Source organism: Novosphingobium sp. ERW19 (genome assembly GCF_012641315.1).
Lineage (GTDB): Bacteria > Pseudomonadota > Alphaproteobacteria > Sphingomonadales > Sphingomonadaceae > Novosphingobium.
In genome coordinates this window covers 2,883-18,148 of the sequence record NZ_JABAIC010000016.1, presented here as the reverse complement: position 1 = coordinate 18,148, position 15,266 = coordinate 2,883, and the positions used below count along the sequence as shown (strand labels likewise).

Here is a 15,266-nt window from a genome sequence, read left to right as displayed (position 1 = left end):
TGAGGACGCGATCCTCCCAAGCGTCCTCACGCCAATCAGATCACTCAGGACGACGATGCCAGCCATGCCAGGACAAAAGATCTTGAGGCTTCATGCCATCGTCGTACCTGCTGCGATGGTTCTGGTGATTGCAACACCTGCCAGTGCCCAGAGTGCAGCCAACCAGTCGGGCTCGGGCAAAGCAGAAGTCGTGGCACCACTCTCCATCCAGCCGCTTCTCGACCTGCGTTTTGGGCGGTTCTATCGGCCCGTATCCAATGGCAACCTCACGGTTTCGCCATCCGGCGCCGTGACCGGCACAGGGAGCATGGCGAGCGAAGTCTCGACCCCGCAAGCCACAGGCGGTCGTGGCCCCGGCACCTTTCTCGTCAGCGGAGATCCGTCGCGCGTCTTCCGCATTTCGCTCCCCAATCGCATCAACATTACCAACGGCGCCGCCACGATGCGAGTGAGCAACTTCACCAGCAACGTTCCTTCACGCGGCGTAGCGCTAAGTTCGGCCGGTCAGTTCAACATCACCGTTGGCGCGCGCCTCCAGGTTGCCGGCAATCAGGCCGTCGGAGCCTACAGCGGACGTTTCCCGGTCACGGTTACTTACGATTGACGCTTCCAAGGCAGCATTGCCTTATACGCGAAAACCCTTAGATTCTCGCTGCACGATGCTTTGACGGGGAATGGGGGCATGTCTTGGCCGGTTTTTTGAGGTTGGGTGTCCTTGCAGCGCTCCTAGCTGCACCGCACGGGCCGATTGTCATTGCTCAGGAAGCACCGCAGCCGCAAGCCACCCCGCCGGCAGGATCCGTCGCCGGTCTTGGCGACATCAATCTCTATCCCAAACGGCTCGTCCTGACAGACCGCGATCGATTGGGAACGATCGGCCTCTACAATCGTAGCCCTGCGACCGGCGAATACGAGATCACGATCTCCGATAAGCTGATGCTGCCAAGCGGCAGCATCGTCGACATGAGTGACGATGCTGCCCGCAATCCCCCATCCGGCTTCCGTCCGGCAAGCACTTTGTTGCGGTATTCGCCAAAGTCAGTGCAATTGCCGGGCAACGAGTCACAGACAGTCAGGATCGTGCCGAGGCTGCCGGCCGATCTCCCGCCCGGTGAGTATCGCGCCCATTTCACGGTTTCAGCCGTACCGCCAATCACCGAAGCGGATTCGATCAGCACTGCTGTCAACGGCAATGCACAGGCTGGCATCGGCGTACAGATCCTGCCTCGCTTCGGAATTTCGATACCCGTCATCCTGCGCATTGGCGCAACGACACTCGATGCGGGGATCAGCGAGGCTCGCCTTGTCCGTTCGGCCGAAGACTCTTGGGAGTTCGAGGTGACCCTGACGCGCACCGGTACCCGGTCGGCTTTTGGTGATGTCATGGTTACCGCAACAGGCTTTGCGAGCCCTGTCGCCCGGCTTCGAGGCGTCGGCCTGTATACCGAGATCAACTCGCGTACGGTCCGCATTCCCATGGACCCCAAGGTAGAGCGAGAAAAACTGCGTCCTGGCATGATGGTGACCATCACGTACCTCGACGATGATGTCGCACCCGGTGCCGTACTTGCCCGCAAGGAGATACGCCTGCCGTGAGCCGGGGGTGGCTGCCAAAGGCGGCGCTTCTGACCGGCACGGGCACAGCAATTGCCACTGCGGGACTGATGCTTGGTCGCGGCGACAGGGAACCCGATGCCCCGCCCGGGGACGCCGAAATCAAGAACGAGCCCGAACGCATCGAGATGCCTGCAGTGCAATTTGCCCCTGCCGCATCCGATGGCCTTGGCGCGCGCTTGGACAACCCGCTTTCCAGGACGAACGGGCAGCAAGTCACTGGAGTGCACGGCGCCGTTGGTTCCGGATCGAGGCGAGCAAAAGCAGTCTCGAGGCTGGGTTTGCCGGTCACTCTTGATCGGCCGCGAGACAGGCAACAGCCGGCGGCGCAAACCGACCTGGCGCGCGTCTCAAGGACATCGACCGATCCGGCCCTGACTGACACCGCCTGCGCCGCGTCATGCCCTGCGCAGGCCTCGCCGGAACAGGCTGATCCGGATCCTGCAATCTCGCCGACCTTGGCGCCTGCCGGTCAAACCTCGACTGTCTTTGAGGATCATGAACGCGAGCCGGCGACCGGGTCTAACGGTTCTGATCCAACACCAATTGTCGTACTTCCTGTGCCAGCCTTCGGCGCTGTTTCTGACACTCCTCTTGAAACACGCCCTCCACTCCCCTTGCCCGCTGCAGCATCTGAACCGAAGGCCGACCCCGCCCCGGTCGTCTTTGCCGAAGCCGCTCTTGCCGAGACGTATGCCAAACCTGTTGATAGTCCGCCGCAGACATCCCCTGGAACGCTGCTGCCTGTCGTTGGACCGGCCCCGGAACCAGCAGCAGCACTTGGGCCCGGACCCGCATCCCCAAATCACATCGTTTACACCGATGCGCCCGACGAGCAGACCACCTTGCCGCACCGTCATCACGATGGGGGCGAAATGCTCTGCCCATCCTGCAAGGCGGGCGCACCGTCCCTACTTGCAAGCGCCCGTCAGGTTCCGGCACTATCACTCCGCGCAGAAAAGGACTCCCAACAGCCCCAATCGTCGTCCGCAACCGACAGTCGCTCCGAAACGGGCCGTCAGACGTCTTTTCGTGTCGATGCGGTTTCGATGCCGCAGGCACCTGCTGCCGCTCCGCCTCCGGCCCCAAGCCCAAAAAGGACGCTGCCAACTCCCTTGTTCGGCCAAGGAGAACACCCTCCTGTCCCTGCCGCTCTGAACCGTGCTGTGCCCGCCCCAAGCACTGGCACGCAGGCTGCGACACTTGCGACAACACCGCGACCCGGCCCGACGGCGGCAAATGCCGCCTATTCAGCCTCAGGGACGGGTTTGGGGGCAGGATTGCTCGCCGCCGACACGCCCATGTTCACAGATGACGATGAACTGGTCATTGCCCTGCGCACAGCATCTGGCGAGATCGAGGAAACCATCACCGCGTTCGGCACGCGCCAAGGTGTCTTTCTGCCCTTGGGAGAACTGTCGCGGATACTTGATCTCGCGCTCAGGATTTCGGACGAAGGACATTACGCCAGCGGCTGGATCATCGAGCCTGCACGAAGCGTATCGCTCAACCTTCGCGCCCGCGAAGGCATCATAGCCGGCAAGGCGACACAATTGTCGCCGGCGCTCTTCGCCTCCTATCAGGGCGATATCTTCGTGCGTTCCGATTCGCTCGCGAGCATCCTGCCAGTCGAGGTGAAAGTGGACCTGCGCGATCAGGCGGTCATCATCACTCTCCTCGAAAAGTTCCCGTTTCAGGCGCGGCTCGAGCGCGAAGCCGAGCGTCAGCGCCTCGCCAGTCGGCAAGGTGCCAGCCAGAAAGAGAATGCGCCCCTCGAACCCACTCCCTGGGCAGCATATTCTATGCCTGTCAGCGACGTGGAAATGCGCGCGGTGACCGACGACACATTCGGGTCACGCCTTGAACTTGAAATGCGTGCCGCAGCAGATCTCGCCTTCGTGACAGCGCGAGGCTATCTTGAAGCCAGCAGCCGCGATGGTCTGACAGGCGTCCGCATGGAATTTGGCCGCCGGGATCCGGCAGCAACGCTCCTTGGCCCTTTGCACGCCACACAGTTCGCTATCGGCGATATCGCGACGGTTTCGCAGGCGATTGGCCTCAGGTCCGTGGCCGGTCGAGGTCTCTTTGTCAGCAACGCTCCGCTGGATGAAAGCTCCGTATTCGACAGGATCGATCTTCGAGGGCCCCTTCCCGATGGCTACGAAGTCGAACTCTACCGCAACAATGTTCTGATTGGCGCATCGCGAACCGCGGTCAATGGTCAGTACGAGTTTCTGCAAATCCCGCTCGACTTCGGAGCGAATGTGCTGCGCCTCGTGTTCTATGGCCCGCAAGGTCAAACCCGGGAGGAAGTACGTCGCTTCAACGTTGGCAATGGCCGGCTTGCCGCCGGCGATTTCGTCTATGATCTTGGCGTGGTCCAGAAGGATCGGCCCCTGATCGCGGTCCGCCCTCCCCTCTATCTTGCAACCCCCAGCGAAGGCCAGTGGCGGGCTTCCGGCAACATCGCCTACGGCATGTCTTCCCGTGTGACGCTCGCCGGCGGAATGGCGCTTGCCTGGAACAAACTGGGCGAGCTGCCCGGAATCGCAGGCAACATCGGCATTCGCAGTGAAATCGCAGGCCTGCCCTGGCGGCTCGACGCCGCGCTCCAGCAAGGCGGCGCGCGCGCACTGCGCGGTGCCGTCGCTGCGCGAATGGGCGCGATCGGCGTGTCCATTGCGCACGGCGAGTATCGCGGGGGCTTCATCGACGAGGTACAGGCATTCGAAGATGCCCCCTTGCGCCGGGCAAGCTCGCTCGACGTCAACGGCGCATTGCCTTTAGGCTCAACCGGCCTTCCCTTCATCGCTCGCCTGTCCCGACTGGCCTTCGCCGATGGCAGATCGATCGAAACGGCAAGCCTGCGCACATCGCTGCGACTTGGCACCGCTCTCCTCAGCCCCGCGCTGGAATACAACGCATCGGCTGCGGGCCTGGTGACGAGTTCTCGCCTGGCTGCAAGTTTCGACCTGGCCCTCTTTGCCGGATCGCGCACCCGGATCAGGGCGTCGACCACGGTTGATCTTCTCGGCTCGCCGACATTGTCCCAAATCTCGGGGCAGATTGATCGAACCCTGTCGGCAAGACAGACCGTCCGCCTCTTTGCCTCGCATTCGTTTCCTGCGCGTCAAAGCCAGATCGGCGGTTCGTTCAGCCATCGTTTCGACAACGCCAGTCTGGCGCTCGATGCTTCGGCCAGTTTCCCGACGCACGCTCACTACATCGGCTTGCGCCTGTCGACAGGCTTCCTCCAGAACCCCTTCTCACGGCGAATGCAACTGGCGATGCCGGGAGTTTCTAGAGGCGGACTGCTTGCCGTTCGCACCTTCCGCGACGAAAATGCCAATGGCATCCAGGATGCAGGAGACGCACCTATCGCCAACGTTGCCGTCATTGCTTCAGGCAAGGCCTATGAAACCGACGACGATGGCATTGCGCTCGTGCCCTCGCTCGGCGACGGCCAGAAGGCAAGCTACGGCATTGACGAGGCCACGCTGCCCGACATTACCCTGGCACCAGGCCGCAAAGGCAGCGCCTTCGTCGCGCGAGCGGGCCGGATTCACAGCGTCGGTCTTGGTATCGTGTCCTTGTCCGATATCGAGGGCCAGGCGGTCTATTCAGGGGCAGCCACGCTCAAGGGTGTATCGGGCTTGCAGCTGGTTCTGACCGACCTCGACGGCAATGCTCGCGGCAGGGCGCGCTCGCGCGCTGGGGGCAGCTTTCTGTTCGAGCGGGTTCCGCCCGGTCGCTACAGCATCGAAATCGCCGCCGATCAGGCAGAGCGCCTTGGCATCGGCCTCGCTACCCCTGTCGTAATCGAGCTGTCCGGAAAAGCGGACATCGTTCGTGCGAACCTGCTTGTGAAGGATACACAGTCCCTGCCCGGTCAATGATTCCCGGCAAGTGGCAGTCAATTCCCTGGCGCTTGGCCGATCGCTTGCTCCCCATAACTGCAGCTTGCCACACGCGCGCAACGCTTCATCTCTCCACGCCACTTGTGATGTTGCATTGCAAAATGCAGAGCCTAGACCGCTAGCCGCTGCCGGTTTTGCGTGAAAGTCAGGAAATTCTTGTCGACATGCCACGTTCGACGTTGATACCAATTCTGGCAGCCACATTCTGGCTGTGTGTCGTCGTGACGCTTTTTTTCGCCTTGTCTCCTCGAGGCAACATCGCTGGGGTGAACGACAAGACCCTCCACATGCTGGCGTTTGCAGCCCTGACGTGCCTTGCCTGCGCGGCATTTCCTTTTGCGTCGATGATCCGGGTCTTTTTCTGGCTCTGTCTTCTTGGCGGGGCCATCGAACTGGCTCAGATGATCCCGGAAGTGCACCGTGATGCGGAGCTCGCCGACTGGCTGGCTGATACCTTGGCGATCGCAGGTGTGCTTTTCGCAATCAAGCTGACCGGCTTTCGCGCCTGGCTGGCAAGGTCTGCTCTTGCTGCTTCGGCTCGCGGCTCTGCTTGATATGGCTCGGGCCAACATGGATCTGGCTAGATTCTGGCGGTCCCTGGCCGGTCCGCTCTCCATTCGAACGATTGCGGCCGCGGCCCTCCTGACTCTTGGTTGCATCGTTTCCCTGCCATCCTTGGCCGAAGCGCCAGCTCCTTGGCCAATCCGGACGCGCGAGCGGATCGCGCTGGTCAATGAGCTGGATTTCCGATTGCGCAGTGCAGTCCTGCCCTCGGCCTGCAGAAAACAGGCTCCGGTTCTCGGTGCCGAATTTGATGCCATCAGCAATTATGCGGTCAGTGACCGAGCCGCTATTGCGCAATTGCTTGCTCTGCATGAGCATCCCCAGGCCGTTGCCGTAGCTGAAGGCAGCCCCGCCGCTATTGCCGGCCTGGCGGTCGGCGACGACATCCTGAGCATCAATGGCAAGGCGCCAGCACAACTACCTGCCGTCGGCGGCCTCACCTTGTCCGATCGCGTCCACGACCGCATTGTCGAACAGCTCTCAAGCGGACCGGTCGAGCTACTCATCAAGCGTGGCGGTGCACTCAAGGAACTCGTCATAGCGCCTCGTCTGCTTTGCCCGGGCCATGCCAATCTCTCGACAGCCCGCAACGTGACGTCGCATGAAGGTGGCAACGAGATTCTCGTGACAGCGGGCATGGTCGACTTTACGCGCAGCACCGATGAGCTGGCCCTGGTCATGGGGCACGAGTTCGCTCACGTGTTCCTCGGACATGACAAGGCCAAGTCGCTCGGTATTCGCATGCAAATGGAACGCGACGCCGATGTGCTCGGTGCTGCCATTGCCCGCTGCGCAGGTTATGACGTGGCCAAGGCGCTGTCCTTCTGGGACCGGTTCGGTGCGCGCGACAAGTTCGCCTTTCTCAAACTGCCAACGCACGACAAGGCAAGCACGAGGAAGCAGCGCTTGCTTGCCTATGTGCAGGAAACACAAGCGCAATGTCCCTTGGCAGCGCTATGATGAAACACCGTAATAATCTTGCATTGTGCAGGCTGTGTTTTGCACAATGCGGAGCGGCGTCCACCCGCCCCCGCTCGCCGGCGCAGCTCTTGGCGTCACGCCGCGAGCACCTCATGTCCCCAAAGTGTGAGCAAGCGCACTGCTCCAATGCGGGACGACCCTTAACAAAAGTACAACGAATCACTTGCGACCTTCGCGGGTGCAGCATAGTGTCCAAAATGAAACAAACGATAGAATGGCTTTCCGGTCAGGTCGCACCGCTGGTCTGGAGCACTCAGGGATGAATCAGCACACGGGCATTGCGATAGATAGCCTCGCATCGACAACACGCGGCAGGCGCCCGGTCTCCAAGCACAAGCAGCGAGTGTTTCTCGCTGCCACGCTTTTGCTGACCGACCTGGTTGCGATTTTCCTTGGTCTTGCCCTCGCAAGCATGATCCGGTTCGGGCATGTCTGGACTGGCCTCGATAGCCGCAATATCCTGGCCATTGCACCGTTTTACGTGATCAGCGCTGTGGCCGTACGAGCGCTGAGTGGCGAGGCGCTGATCAGGCTCGCCGAGACGCTGAAGCGAGGCATGGTGGCACTGGGCGCTACGGCATCCATGCTTCTCTATCTTCTCTTCGCCACCCAGGACGGCGACCAGGTCTCAAGAGCTCTCCTCACCCTGACATTTGCTTGTGCAGCTGCCATGCTTTTGGTCCTCAGACCGCTGCACGTACATTTCGCACGGCATCACCTCGGTGGTGAACTCTATTCGGTCCTGGTCCTCAATGATGGCGTGTTTCCTGCATCGCTGGGACGCCACATATCGATCAACGTGAGTGGTCGCTTCGATGCCGCCAACCCAAGCGCAGAGGACTACGACCGCCTTGCCGGTCTGCTGGTGTGTTGCGATCGGGTTGTTGTGCGTTGTACCCCTGACAAGCGAGACCTTTGGGCCCACGTCCTGCAGGGCATGAATGTGCACGCCGAAATCATCGCCCCGGAAATCACGCAAACTCGGGCTATCGCCGTCAGTTCGTTCGCGGGCCGTCCGACCTTCCTTGTGGCAAAAGGACCGCTCAATCTGCGCGACCGCATGCTCAAGCGCGGCTTCGATATCATCGTCGCGGCGGGCGCCTTGCTGTTCCTGGCGCCAGTCATGCTGCTCGTCGCTGTTGCCATCCGATTGGAAAGCCCGGGACCAGCGCTTTTCCGGCAGAAGCGCATTGGGCGCCAGAATCGCCTGTTTGACATCTTCAAGTTCCGGTCGATGCGCGTTGAAACATCAGACCTTGGCGGACGGCGCTCTGCAACGCGCGACGATGATCGCATTACGCGTGTCGGACGCTTCATCCGGCGCACTAGCATCGACGAACTGCCGCAGCTGCTGAATGTTCTCAAAGGCGACATGTCGATTGTTGGGCCCCGCCCACATGCCGTGCATTCAACCGCAAAATCCAAGCTGTTCTGGGAGGTTGACGAGCGCTACTGGTATCGTCACGCGTGTAAGCCTGGCATTACCGGTCTTGCTCAGATCAGGGGATATCGCGGGGCAACGCATGAAGAGCGCGACCTGACCGACAGGCTCGAGGCTGATCTGGAGTATGTTGGGAAATGGTCGTTCTGGAATGATGTGGCGATTATCTTGAAGACGGTGATGGTTGTTGTTCATCCCAATGCGTATTGACGGGCGCATCATTATGATATGTGAGCTCGATAGTCTTGACTAGATAGATGCGTAAGTGACTTACCTAGTCGACGGGAATAATTTGTTACCAAGGGGCACAGCTAAATGTCAGGCAACCATAAGAGCCGCAGGGGCTTGATCCTCGCCGGCGGTTCGGGAACGCGCCTCTATCCGCTGACACGTGGCGTCTCGAAGCAATTGATGCCGGTCTATGACAAGCCGATGATCTATTATCCGCTGAGCACGCTGATGCTGGCTGGAATTCGCGATGTCCTGATCATCACCACACCGGAGGACGCCGACCAATTTCAACGTGTGCTAGGCGACGGTTCGGCGTTCGGCGTGTCGATCTGCTATGCCGTGCAGCCCAGCCCTGATGGCTTGGCGCAGGCTTTCCATATCGGCGCTGACTTTGTAAGGGCAGAGCCAAGCGCACTCGTCCTGGGGGACAATATCTTCTACGGACACGGCTTACCTCAGTTGCTTGACAGCGCAAATAATCGTGTCAGCGGAGCCAGCGTTTTTGCGTATCGCGTCAACAACCCAGAAGCATATGGCGTGGTGGCGTTCGATGCCGATGGCCGCGCCAGTTCGATCGAGGAAAAGCCATCCGAGCCGAAGTCGAACTATGCTGTGACCGGGCTCTATTTCTACGATGGCACGGTGGTGGACCGAGCCCGCGACCTCAAGCCCTCAGCACGTGGCGAACTCGAGATCACCGATCTCAATCGTCTTTACATGGATGAGGGCCAGCTTTCTGTCGAGATCATGGGACGGGGCTACGCTTGGCTCGATACCGGAACGCATGGTTCGCTGCTCGATGCCGCCACGTATGTGCGCATTACCGAGGAGCGCCAGGGGCTAAAAATCTGCTGTCCTGAGGAAATCGCCTGGCGGCAGGGTTTCATTGGTGATGCAGAACTTGAAGCAATTGCGCAGCCATTGCGAAAATCGGGCTATGGCGAATACCTGCTACAACTGCTGACCCAAAAGGGCCCGCTGTGAACATCATTCAATGCAATATCCCGGGGCCGCTAATCCTGGAACCTAAAGTGTTCGGCGACGAGCGCGGCTTCTTCATGGAATCTTGGAACGTCTCGGCATTTACACAGGCCGGGCTGGACCTGACCTTCGTGCAGGATAATCACAGCCACTCGCAGAAAGGCGTGCTGCGCGGCATGCATTTCCAGAATCCCGGCCCACAGGGCAAGCTTGTCCGTGTGGTGCGCGGCGCAGTCTTCGACGCCGTGGTTGACCTGCGCCTCTCTTCGCCGACCTTCGGCAAGTGGACAGGCGTCGTTCTCTCGGCCGAGAACAAGCGCATGTTCTGGGTGCCTGAAGGCTTCGCCCACGGCTTCCTCACGCTCGAGGATGACACCGACTTCCTCTACAAGTGCACCGCTCCTTACGCGCCACAGCACGAAGCAAGCCTTGCCTGGGACGATCCCACCGTTGGTATCACCTGGCCACTCGAGGGACTGGAAGTGAAGCTATCGGCCAAGGACGCGATGGGTCTTGCACTACATGATGTGCAGGCATTCGCGTGAAAGCACTGATCACCGGCGTCAATGGGCAGCTCGGCAAGGCCCTGCTGGCAGCACAGCCCGAAGGCTGGACCTGCATCGCGCTCGACCGCACGGCACTCGACCTGTCTGACGCCGATGCCATAATGCGCCTGGTCGACGCAGAGCAACCCGACCTGGTTCTCAACGCGGCGGCCTATACGGCAGTCGATCGCGCCGAAAACGAGCCCGAGATCGCTCATCAGATAAATGCTGGCGCGCCTGGTGTCTTTGCCAGGGCTCTGGCAGGAACGCGCTCGCGTCTGGTTCAGGTCTCCACCGACTTCGTCTTCGATGGCTCCAGCGGCTGCGGCTATCGGCCAGAAGATACGCGCAATCCGCAATCCGTCTATGGTGCGAGCAAGGCGGCGGGCGAAGATGCTGCCGGTTCGCAAGCCATTATTGTGCGCACCAGCTGGGTCTATGCTGCGGGCGGCGCAAACTTTGTGCGCACCATGCTGCGCCGGATGCGCGAACGTGACGAGCTTCGCGTCGTGACTGACCAGATCGGCTCGCCCACCTGGGCGACAGGACTCGCGCAGACCCTCTGGGGCCTTGTCGCAAAGGATCGGCCCGGCATCTGGCACCACCGCGATGCAGGCGTTGCCAGCTGGTACGATTTCGCTGTCGCCATCGCGCAGGAGGCGCATGCACTTGGCCTGATCGCAAGGATCCCGTCGATCGTGCCCATTGCCACCGCGGATTATCCCACACCTGCCAGGCGGCCATCCTTCTCGGTGCTTGACGTATCGGCAACGCGCGCGCTGCTTGGCGATTCACACGCCCACTGGCGCGGCCATCTCAAGACCATGTTGAAAGAGGAAAAGGCCCTTGGCTAACCTGCTCGTCACCGGCGGTGCCGGCTTCATCGGCGGCAACTTCGTCCACTACTGGGCGCATCAGCACCCCGAGGATACGATCGTCGTTCTCGATTGCCTGACCTATGCCGGCAACCGCTCGACCATCGCCGATGTCGAGCAGGCCGAACTCGTCGTCGGCGACATTCGCGACACAGCGCTTGTCGAGAAGCTGCTGCGCGAACGCCGCGTGTCCACGCTCGTCCATTTTGCCGCTGAAAGCCATGTCGATCGCTCGATCACGGGGCCCGACGCCTTCATCGAGACCAATGTGATCGGCACGAGCAGCCTGCTCAAGGCCGCGCGCAAGGTCTGGCTTGACGAAGGCTCGGGCAAGGATCACCGCTTTCACCATATCTCGACCGACGAAGTCTATGGCTCGCTCGGCCCCGATGATCCGGCGTTTAGCGAAACCACGCCATACCAGCCCAATTCGCCTTACTCAGCGTCCAAGGCTGCTTCCGATCACCTGGTGCGTGCCTGGCATCACACCTACGGGCTGAATACGACGACGACCAATTGTTCCAACAACTACGGGCCGTACCATTACCCTGAAAAACTCATCCCGCTGTTCATCCTCAACGCGCTTTCGGGCAAGCCGCTGCCGATCTACGGCGATGGCATGAACGTGCGGGACTGGCTCTACGTCGAGGACCATTGCCGCGGTATCGAGGCGGCGCTGAAGAATGGCAAGCCGGGCGAGACCTACAACATCGGCGGCGGCGAGGAGCTGCCCAACATGGCCGTCATCGACCGCATCTGCGCTGAAGTCGACCGCGCCTTTGCCGAGATCGACGGCCTTGCCGACCGCTACCCGCAGGCCCCTGCAGCGCGGGGCCGCGCCACGTGTGACCTCAAGACATTCGTTGCGGATCGCAAGGGCCACGACCGCCGCTACGCGATCGATGAGACCAGGGCCCGTACCGAACTCGGCTATGTCCCGCAGCACGACTTTGCAACCGGGTTGCGCAGCACCTTGCGCTGGTACCTTGAAAATGAATCCTGGTGGACGAAAATTCCAAATTAGAGGGTCAAAAATGGTAAAAAAAATCAAAACCATACATGAAAATATCCGTGTGTGAGAATCCGTTCGGAATATGGATCCCTAAGCCGAGTTCTAATCTAGAAAGGACGATGTTCCGAGATGTCCATAATAATACTTCATAGCTTCCTTTCGATACTATTCTGCGCGAGCACGACTATACTCGCGCGATGCGACGTCCGCTTCTTCGGACTGATGTTCCTATCATTGGTGTATTTCGCGTTCTTCGGTGTTACACCAATTATTAGTGAACCCTACATGCTTCGCAGCCTCATGAAGGTAATACAGATATCAACAATATTTCTTACATCGGCAGTAATTTCTACACTGATAATCTTATTCACAGGCCGGAGACTAATCGTCGACTTCGGCCCACTTCCAGCCAAAAATGTCAACTCAATGCGAGATGCAGGATTGGCCGTTTACATGCTTTCCGCCGCCGTATTTTCAGCATACCTTGCAACACATGGCATTCCGTGGCTCGCTGAAAATCCAAATCTTGCGCGCCATGAATTCGTCTCAAATGCTGGATATTTCCAGATCTTTATGACTCGTGGTATGCCCGTAGGAGCAATATGCATATGTGCCTCAGAATTGGCTCGTAAAAATCGAATCATAACACCACTCTCCGGAGCAATTATCATCAGTTGGCTAGTTCTAACCTTCTTACAAGGTTTTCGAATCCACCTGATGATGGCGATCCTTTATCTCCTGATGCTCTACTTCTACAGTACCCGCAAGATGAGTCTCACAAGATTCGCCTTCATCGCAGCTTTGATATCAGCGATATTTATAACAATATCTCTCATCCGGTTCGAGAATGACAGCTCGGTAAATATCACCGAAATCATTCAACATAGAATCGGATTCGAACTTCTCTGGGCAACTAACTACTCAGTTCAGCTGTCTGAGATTCAAGGCTTGTGGTGGGGAAAGACAATCTTCATGGATCTGTATAGCGCCCTACCCGGGCCTGGCGAAAGCTTTGGCGACTATCTTTTGAATTTCGCAAACCCGCGATCTGATATAGTAGGCCTTGCAGCTCTAACTCCCTCCGTCCTTAGTGAAGCTTATCTCAACTTCGGAAACTTAGGTGTCTTGATATTTGGAGCGATGACACCAATAATGTTCGTACCAATACACAAACTAATTGGTTTTCAGCCAGCAATAGGACGTACTTCACTCGTGATTGTACCTATATTGTTAGCGCAAGTTGTCGAAGTAGGTATCGGACAAACCCTTGCCTCAAGAATATTACCTACAGTTGCCTTCCTACTGATTTTAGGGGCCGTTTACAGAATGCAGTTGGGGCTTCGACTGAGAGGTCGAACCTACCGACCAACGATGGCTTGAGAGACTTGAAATGTCCAAGATACTACTCTTCGGAACTCGTTTTGACGTACTCAAAAACGACGATTGGCTTACGACTATTCTTCAATGCAATCCACAACAATTCACTTACATCGTGACACCGAACGTGCAACATTTGACGAAATTACGCCGCTCCGAGACATTGCGCAAAATTTATGAGACAGCATTGTTCCGAATTTGTGATAGTAAAATCATTGAAAAACTTGGATATTTGTTAGGTCATCAACTATGCGCCTACCCAGGCGCTGACTTAGTTAAAGATATTTTAACATCTCCATTGTCAGTTGGCAAAGAAATAGCGATTCTCGGCCCAAGCAAGGAGCAATTTGATGTCTTATGCCGAAATTTCTCAAATCTATCCTTCAGTTTTATAGATGCACCAATGATGGCCGTAGGTGATAAAGCATGGAATGAATGCTTAAAATCCGCAGAATCGATACACTTCGATTTAATCCTAATCTGCCTTTCATTCCCGAAGCAAGAATTCTTTGCAGCCGAATTGGCACGCCGGCAAAAAACTAGGGGTATCGGTTTGTGCATCGGAGCAAGTATTGATTTCCTTACAGGAAAGCAGCGGCGCGCTCCTGCGGCTTTTCGGTCCTTAGGGTTGGAGTGGCTGTTTCGCCTTGGCACCGACCCAATCAGATTATGGCGCCGATACTTATTTGATGTGCCTAAGATTATAATCCTATTTCTAGAGGAAGTTCGTCGTGCCAATGCAAGATGAGATCGTTGACATTGCAATCATACTCGTATCATTTAATTCCGAGGATACGTTAGCGCGTTCAATAGAGAGCGTAATTAAATATTGCCCTAAACGTTATTCTTTTAAAGTCATGGTCGTCGACAATTGCTCCACCGATCGATCAGTGGATATTGTTCGCTCTTTTTCAGGCGTCACTTTATTGGAAAACGGTTCAAATTTAGGATTTGGAACGGCAAATAATGTCGGAATGCGCCATATAAACGCACGGTACTACTATTTACATAATATCGATGCATATCTTTGTGACAATGTATTGGATATTGCGGTCTCAGCAATGGATGAGCAAGCCGATATCGGGGTGTTAGGATTGCCGCTTGTTTATCCCGATAGATCACCTCAGACCTCTGCCTATTCTTTTTCGAGTCCGAGCAAGTGGATTTTACAAGAAATTGGTGCTCCTAAGTTAATTCGTTACTTGCTATCAACTTTCATGGGTGAAAAACTGATACCTGTGCTAGAGCGCTTACCGCATGGAAGGACTTTCGTTAATACGTTTGGAAGATCCGCGGAGTCTCATTGCGATAATAGCTTGATATGTGTGGACTGGGTATGCGGCGCGGCAATGCTTGTCCGAAGGCGGGCATTCATAGCGTGTGGGGGTTTTGATGAGACGATCTTTCTATATGGTGAAGATGAGGATCTGTGCAGAGTTCTTAAGTCGAAGAACTTCCTAACCTTTCAATTACAGTGTACGCCTGTTATTCATGAATTTGGTTGGGGGAAGCATCATAAGCAATCCGGTTCTGTTTCGGATTTAAAATTTAACAGTTTGAGAGTATTCTTGAGGAAGCATTTTAAATATATGTCTGCTAGTTGGATAATAATGAGGTTTATACTTTCATTGCGATTTAGACGAATAGGATAGGGTATCATACCACGTCTTTTTGAGAGCAACTGCTCACGCTATTGGGTAACTGCCCGATTGGGTAACTGCTTATATG

Annotated in this window: 13 protein-coding genes; all 13 read left to right on the top strand. The window is 57.3% G+C overall.

Going from position 1 to position 15,266, the window contains the following annotated elements:
* The first annotated feature begins 82 nt into the window (after positions 1 to 82).
* The 13 genes from HGI46_RS20395 to HGI46_RS20335 all read left to right on the top strand — a co-directional run bounded on the left by HGI46_RS20395 (position 83) and on the right by HGI46_RS20335 (position 15,190).
* The gene (locus HGI46_RS20395) at positions 83 to 604 is read left to right on the top strand and encodes a DUF4402 domain-containing protein (RefSeq protein ID WP_168905642.1); all 522 of its coding nucleotides are present in this window, start codon (positions 83 to 85) and stop codon (positions 602 to 604) included.
* 95 nt (positions 605 to 699) lie between these two features.
* Positions 700 to 1,596 carry a hypothetical protein gene (locus HGI46_RS20390; RefSeq protein WP_206065860.1) on the top strand — a complete coding sequence of 299 codons (897 nt, stop codon included), beginning with the start codon at positions 700 to 702 and terminating at the stop codon, positions 1,594 to 1,596.
* 1,319 nt (positions 1,597 to 2,915) lie between these two features.
* Positions 2,916 to 5,510, top strand: coding sequence for a hypothetical protein (locus HGI46_RS20385; protein ID WP_168905640.1), 2,595 nt, complete (start codon positions 2,916 to 2,918; stop codon positions 5,508 to 5,510).
* Between the two features lie 155 nt (positions 5,511 to 5,665).
* Complete coding sequence (locus HGI46_RS20380; RefSeq protein WP_168905639.1) at positions 5,666 to 6,085, top strand: teicoplanin resistance protein VanZ; 420 nt, start codon at positions 5,666 to 5,668, stop codon at positions 6,083 to 6,085.
* Positions 6,086 to 6,101: 16 nt separating this feature from the next.
* Positions 6,102 to 7,055 carry a M48 family metallopeptidase gene (locus HGI46_RS20375; RefSeq protein WP_206065859.1) on the top strand — a complete coding sequence of 318 codons (954 nt, stop codon included), beginning with the start codon at positions 6,102 to 6,104 and terminating at the stop codon, positions 7,053 to 7,055.
* Between the two features lie 280 nt (positions 7,056 to 7,335).
* On the top strand, positions 7,336 to 8,727 hold the full coding sequence (locus HGI46_RS20370; RefSeq protein ID WP_168905637.1) for an exopolysaccharide biosynthesis polyprenyl glycosylphosphotransferase: 1,392 nt from the start codon (positions 7,336 to 7,338) through the stop codon (positions 8,725 to 8,727).
* Between the two features lie 105 nt (positions 8,728 to 8,832).
* Entirely contained in the window at positions 8,833 to 9,732 is a 900-nt protein-coding gene (gene rfbA, locus HGI46_RS20365; protein ID WP_168905636.1) for a glucose-1-phosphate thymidylyltransferase RfbA, read from the top strand.
* Positions 9,729 to 10,274 (top strand): dTDP-4-dehydrorhamnose 3,5-epimerase, encoded by a 546-nt coding sequence (gene rfbC, locus HGI46_RS20360; RefSeq protein WP_168905635.1) that lies wholly within the window; start codon positions 9,729 to 9,731, stop codon positions 10,272 to 10,274. The genes rfbA and rfbC overlap by 4 nt, the downstream gene beginning before the upstream one ends.
* Positions 10,271 to 11,128 carry a dTDP-4-dehydrorhamnose reductase gene (gene rfbD, locus HGI46_RS20355; protein WP_168905634.1) on the top strand — a complete coding sequence of 286 codons (858 nt, stop codon included), beginning with the start codon at positions 10,271 to 10,273 and terminating at the stop codon, positions 11,126 to 11,128. The genes rfbC and rfbD overlap by 4 nt, the downstream gene beginning before the upstream one ends.
* Positions 11,121 to 12,173 (top strand): dTDP-glucose 4,6-dehydratase, encoded by a 1,053-nt coding sequence (rfbB, locus tag HGI46_RS20350; protein WP_168905633.1) that lies wholly within the window; start codon positions 11,121 to 11,123, stop codon positions 12,171 to 12,173. Before rfbD ends, rfbB begins: the two co-directional genes overlap by 8 nt.
* Positions 12,174 to 12,290: 117 nt before the next feature.
* Complete coding sequence (locus HGI46_RS20345) at positions 12,291 to 13,541, top strand: O-antigen polymerase (RefSeq protein ID WP_346766785.1); 1,251 nt, start codon at positions 12,291 to 12,293, stop codon at positions 13,539 to 13,541.
* A gap of 10 nt (positions 13,542 to 13,551) precedes the next feature.
* Positions 13,552 to 14,286, top strand: coding sequence for a WecB/TagA/CpsF family glycosyltransferase (locus HGI46_RS20340; RefSeq protein WP_168905631.1), 735 nt, complete (start codon positions 13,552 to 13,554; stop codon positions 14,284 to 14,286).
* On the top strand, positions 14,276 to 15,190 hold the full coding sequence (locus tag HGI46_RS20335) for a glycosyltransferase family 2 protein (RefSeq protein ID WP_168905630.1): 915 nt from the start codon (positions 14,276 to 14,278) through the stop codon (positions 15,188 to 15,190). Before HGI46_RS20340 ends, HGI46_RS20335 begins: the two co-directional genes overlap by 11 nt.
* Positions 15,191 to 15,266: the final 76 nt, after the last annotated feature.

Excerpts from the sequence above, each read along its gene's own strand:
- HGI46_RS20345 (WP_346766785.1), top strand. The coding sequence starts at position 12,291 with ATGTCCATAATAATACTTCATAGCTTCCTTTCGATACTATTCTGCGCG.
- HGI46_RS20335 (WP_168905630.1), top strand. The coding sequence starts at position 14,276 with ATGCAAGATGAGATCGTTGACATTGCAATCATACTCGTATCATTTAAT.
- HGI46_RS20385 (WP_168905640.1), top strand. The coding sequence starts at position 2,916 with ATGTTCACAGATGACGATGAACTGGTCATTGCCCTGCGCACAGCATCT.
- rfbA (WP_168905636.1), top strand. The coding sequence starts at position 8,833 with ATGTCAGGCAACCATAAGAGCCGCAGGGGCTTGATCCTCGCCGGCGGT.
- HGI46_RS20340 (WP_168905631.1), top strand. The coding sequence starts at position 13,552 with ATGTCCAAGATACTACTCTTCGGAACTCGTTTTGACGTACTCAAAAAC.
- HGI46_RS20375 (WP_206065859.1), top strand. The coding sequence starts at position 6,102 with ATGGATCTGGCTAGATTCTGGCGGTCCCTGGCCGGTCCGCTCTCCATT.
- HGI46_RS20370 (WP_168905637.1), top strand. The coding sequence starts at position 7,336 with ATGAATCAGCACACGGGCATTGCGATAGATAGCCTCGCATCGACAACA.